The sequence below is a fragment of the Vibrio sp. D173a genome (genome assembly GCF_030248475.1).
Genome location: NZ_JAHGAH010000672.1, coordinates 1 through 2,809 on the forward strand (window position 1 = coordinate 1; position 2,809 = coordinate 2,809).

Genomic DNA, 2,809 nt, shown 5'->3' on the forward strand with positions numbered 1-2,809 from the left:
CTCTCATTGAAGCTCTTGAAGCCTCGGGTCGCATCGTGAACCATGTGGACACGCTTGAATCTTATTTACAGCAGGGTGCTTACCTTGAAAGCACTGGCGTTATGGTGATCGACCATATCAACAAGACCATCTATCCCGCCCTTTCTCAACGCTGTGATAGAGAAGTACTGGAAGATTACGCTAAGCGCATTGGTTACTCGCGAGTGGTTTCTTTCCAAACGGCATTACCATCAGGCCACCCGATTTATCACACCAACGTGATGATGGCGATTGGTGACAATTTCTGCGTGATCTGTGATGAAGTGATTCCTGAGTTTGAGCGTCGCTTTGTCGTGAAGTCCCTTGCGAAAGACAAGCAGGTTATCTCGATTTCGATTGATCAGATGAACCGTTTTTGCGGCAACATCCTTCAGCTTGAAACCGTGAATGGCGATAAAGTGATTGCGATGTCGCAGTCAGCTTTTGACGCGTTTTCTCCCGCACAACGCGCTCAGCTAGCGACGCACGGTAAACTGCTGCCATTCAACGTGAAGACCATCGAAGATATCGGCGGTGGCTCAGTACGCTGCATGCTTGGTGAGGTGTTCCTACCTACACGAGTGAATCGCCTATAGTCCTGCTTTCACTATGTTTGTTTGAGTTATTCAATACCACTCTTTGTTAAAGGGTGGTATTTTTGTTTTAGGGTGTAACTTCTTCCCGAACACTTAAAGAGTTACCAAGCGGCGGCTCGACTTAACCACTAACGGCTGGAATGTATGGACTTAAATCTCATTATCCCTTTCTTACGTGTTTACGAACTCAACAGTATTACTCAGGCTGCTGACGTTCTCGACGTTACCCAGCCAGCCATGTCTGCGAGCATCAAACGCTTAGAACAACAGTTGGGCAAAGCGTTGTTTGTTCGTCATGGTCGCAGGCTTGAACCCACATCTGATGCCCATGCCTTTGCTGAACACTTTAAAGAGATAGAACACAGGCTTGAGTTAGCGCTGGATAAACCCAGAGAGTTCACTGTCTACGCTCCCGAACACATCGTGATTCAGCTGCCAGTGATTGAAGGGGTGAAGTTGATTGAAAACCCGTTGTCTGAGTATCTAGTTCTTGACCACTTACGTCACGATAAGATCGACATGGCGATTGAGTCCCGCTTTAAGCAAGATAAAGAGCAGTCTTTTGTTTATGAGCATCTTCAAGATGTTGAATTGGCGTATGTGTGCCGAGAAGATCATCCTTGGATAGATGATTCGGTAACCTTAGAGGAGTTTAATGACCTCGAACACGTGACTCTTACCTACTCTCAACATGAAGTATCAGGTATGGAAAAACTCACAGGGATGAATCTGCCAAGAAAAATCGTCAAGCAGGTGACAAGCCCAAGTTCGATGCTGCTATGTGTGCGTGACTCTGATGCTATCTGTGCCACGAATGGTAACGATCCTTTGATCGAAATTTTGGGTTTAAAAAAGGTCGCGGTACCTTTTTCAATTGCTCCCATTCAGATAGATTTGGTGTACCACAAAAAGTACCAAGATAATCATCATCACAAACAGGTGAGAGCCCAGATCCTTAAGCTCCTCGGTGATATATAAACGCTCGTCTACCTCTCCCATCTTCTCTTTTGAATAGATTGTTCTCTACATAAACGCTATTTATGTAGAGCATCACTGCGCCTGTCTACTACCGATAATCATTCCTTAATACATTAACCACATCAACGATGCAGCGTAAAACCTGTCATCCGATTTGGGTTATTTTTGAGGATGAAAACATGAAAAAAACAGCGGTAGCAGCAACACTTGCTGCTCTTTCCTGTGGCGCCTACGCCGACAATATCGAAATTACTTACGACAATTATGAAGTGATGGAGACACATGAAGCAATGAGCCGTATCGCTGGCCTTGCTGGTGATAATAACTTCTTTCACTTCCGCGCTATCACACCGCTAGATAATCAAACCGTTGTCAGAATGAACCAAGATACGCTCTACAGTGGTTTCGTTACTGATTTGAGTAAAGGCGGCGAAATTACGATTCCTGACCTTGGTGATCGTTATATCTCTGTCATGGTGGTTCTTGGTGATCACTATATCAACCAAGTATTTAGCACCGCAGGTACGCATAAGATTGATGCCGACCCAGAGCAGACTCACGGCATGATCGTTGTGCGCACAGAGGTTGATGCGAATAACCCTGACGACATAAAAGAAGTGCATCGAATCCAAGATGGACTGGTTGTTGAAAGTTACTCAAAGACGCCATATGTGCAACCTCAATACGACCGCGACGAACTGCTAGCTTGGCGCGCAATGTTTGATGAAGTGAGCTCGAGAATTGGCTCTTTGAATGACATGCAAGGTGCTCGCGGAGAGATCAATCCATTGATGCATCGCCTAGGAACCGCAACAGGCTGGGGTTTACTGCCGGATGCTGCTGCTCAATACGTTGGGTATACCCACGATGGTGGTTCGACTGCATGTAGCGTCGCCACTTATGAAGCCCCTCCATTCTACAACGATGATACTCGTAATGGATTCTTCTCAATCACCATGTATGGCTCAGAAGGCTGGATGATGAACGAGAAGGCAATCCTGAACAAGAACAACATTCAGTTCAATTCAGACAATACCTTTACTGTGCACTTTGGTGATTGTGACGGTGTTAAAGGTGTGAAAAACCATTTGCCAGTGACGGAAGGTTGGAACTTCTTGGTTCGAGTCTACGAGCCAAAGCTTGATGAAATGGAATCTTACACGCTGCCAGTGGCAGTACCTGTTAAGTGATGCTATCGCATCGATTCAATAGCAATT

The 2,809-nt window shown here is 45.6% G+C and carries 3 protein-coding genes; all 3 read left to right on the plus strand.

The genetic code is table 11. From position 1 onward, the window contains the following. Window positions 1-614: arginine deiminase-related protein (locus KIV40_RS28385; RefSeq protein ID WP_285352557.1), on the plus strand; the 614-nt coding region annotated here is incomplete at its 5' end. A 144-nt stretch (window positions 615-758) separates the two neighbouring features. Continuing rightward, window positions 759-1,592: a LysR family transcriptional regulator gene (locus KIV40_RS28390; protein WP_285352559.1), complete on the plus strand. Its 834-nt coding sequence runs from the start codon at window positions 759-761 to the stop codon at window positions 1,590-1,592. A gap of 179 nt (window positions 1,593-1,771) precedes the next feature. Then, window positions 1,772-2,782 (plus strand): DUF1254 domain-containing protein, encoded by a 1,011-nt coding sequence (locus KIV40_RS28395; RefSeq protein ID WP_285352561.1) that lies wholly within the window; start codon window positions 1,772-1,774, stop codon window positions 2,780-2,782. Window positions 2,783-2,809 lie beyond the last annotated feature (27 nt).